The 1,890-nt window shown below is 74.6% G+C and carries 3 protein-coding genes; all 3 read right to left on the reverse strand.

What is annotated here, in order from left to right:
- A partial coding sequence (locus tag AB0F10_RS45435) for an FAD-dependent oxidoreductase (RefSeq protein ID WP_360640810.1) occupies positions 1 to 372 on the reverse strand: 372 nt, incomplete at its 3' end.
- 98 nt (positions 373 to 470) lie between these two features.
- Positions 471 to 1,415: an RNA polymerase sigma factor SigJ gene (gene sigJ / locus AB0F10_RS45440; protein ID WP_360640812.1), complete on the reverse strand. Its 945-nt coding sequence runs from the start codon at positions 1,413 to 1,415 to the stop codon at positions 471 to 473.
- A 9-nt stretch (positions 1,416 to 1,424) separates the two neighbouring features.
- On the reverse strand, positions 1,425 to 1,890 hold a 466-nt coding region (locus AB0F10_RS45445; RefSeq protein ID WP_360640814.1), incomplete at its 5' end, for a substrate-binding domain-containing protein.

A 1,890-nucleotide genomic window follows, 5' to 3' on the forward strand; every position in this document is an offset into this window, starting at 1 on the left:
GTACGCGTGCTCGGCGGTCCCGGGCACGCCCTGCGCGTTCCAGGCGCTGCCGAGGGCGTAGACGAGCGTGTCGTAGCCGAGTTGCCCGGTGCCGTCCGCGCCGGCGACCGCGACGGTCCGGGCCCGGACGTCGACGGCGGTGACCCGCGCGATCCTCAGCGCGACGCCGGTGCCCGCCAGGATCTTGCCGAGCGGGCGGGGGGCGAGGTCCTGGCCGGTCGCAAGCTGGTGCATGCGTACGCGCTCGACGAAGTCGGGCTCGGCGTTGACGAGGGTGATGGCGACGTCCTCGCGGCGCAGCCGCCGGGCGAGGCGACCGGCGACGACGGCGCCGGCGTATCCGGCGCCGAGGACGATGATGCGGTGCGGCATCTGCTCGCTCCTGTCTGTCTGGCTCGAGATTTCGCCACTTGAACCGGGCAGCCCCCGGTTTCCTGACAGGTTCGGGTTGTGAGGCAGCTCACCGGGCGTCAGAAGGCGTTGAACAGCGGCTCGCCGTGGTCGGTGGCGGCCCAGCGGGCGGTCGCGCGTTCGAGCTTGTCGGGGTTGACCTGGCTGCGGACCGCGGCGATGCCGCCTGCGGTGACCTCAAGGCACATGACGCCGATGACCCGGCCGTCCAGGACGGCCAGCACGGCGGGCCCGCCGTTGGCGACGCCGGCGTAGACCCCGGGCGCGCCGCCGACCAGGGTGCGCTTGGCCTTGCCGGGCCGGAACAGCCCCCAGACGAGCCGCGCGACCGCGGCGGCGCCCTGGAACGGCTTCACGCCGGCCGGGACCTTTCCGCCGCCGTCGCCGATCGCGACGGTGTCCTCGGTCAGCAGGCGCACCAGCGACCCGGTCTCGCCGCTGGTGGCGGCCGCCAGGAACTCCTCGACGATCCGCCGGGCGGCGGCCGCGGGAACCTCGGCGCGGGCCTTGCCGCCCGCGACGTGCTTGCCGGCGCGGTGGAAGATCTGCTGGCTGGCGGCCTCGGTGATGTCGAGGATCTCGGCGATCTCCCGGTGCGGGTAGTCGAACGCCGCCCGCAGCACGTAGACGGCGCGTTCGCTGGGCGTGAGCCGCTCCATGAGGGTGAGCACCGCGTAGGAGACGGACTCGCGCTGCTCGACCGTTTCGGCCGGGCCGAGCATCGGGTCGCCGGCGAGCAGCGGCTCGGGAAGCCACTGGCCGACGTAGGTCTCGCGGCGGGCCCGGGCGGAGGTGAGCTGGTTGAGGCAGAGGTTGGTGAGCGCCTTGGTGAGCCAGGCCTCGGGCACCTCGATGCGGTCGACCTCGGCGGCCTGCCAGCGCAGGAACGTCTCCTGCACGGCGTCCTCGGCCTCGCCCGCGGAGCCGAGCAGGCGGTAGGCGATGGCCTCCAGGCGCGGCCTGGAGGCCTCGAACCGATCGACGTCGTTCGCGGTCAGGGCCATCGCCCCATCCTAGATAGGCGCCGGGCCGGTCGAGTCGCGGACGATCAGACGGTGGCCGGTGGCGCGCCGGCGGGGCCGGGCCGAGCGGGGCTTGAGCGCCAGTTGCAGCGCCATCCGGCCCATGTCCGTCATCGGCAGGCGGACCGTCGTCAGGCTCGGTGCCAGGTCCGCCGCCACCGAGACGTCGTCGAAGCCGACCACCGACATCCGGTCCGGCACGCCGACGCGGCGGGCCCGCAGCGCCGACAGCACGCCCATCGCCATCGCGTCGTTGAGCGCCACGATCGCCGTCGTGTCCGGGTGGTCGGCGAGGATCTGCTCCGTCGCGGCCCGGCCGCCGTCGCGGGTGAAGTCGGTGTGCACCACCGGCAGGTCGTCCAGGGACAGGCCGTGCGCGCGCAGGGCGGCCGCGACGCCGGCCAGCCGGTCGGCGACCGTGGTCAGGCCGGGGGTGCCGGCCGCCACCGCGATCCGG

This window comes from Actinoplanes sp. NPDC026623, from assembly GCF_040638275.1.
GTDB lineage: Bacteria > Actinomycetota > Actinomycetes > Mycobacteriales > Micromonosporaceae > Actinoplanes.

Excerpts from the sequence above, each read along its gene's own strand:
- sigJ (WP_360640812.1), bottom strand. The coding sequence starts at position 1,415 with ATGGCCCTGACCGCGAACGACGTCGATCGGTTCGAGGCCTCCAGGCCG.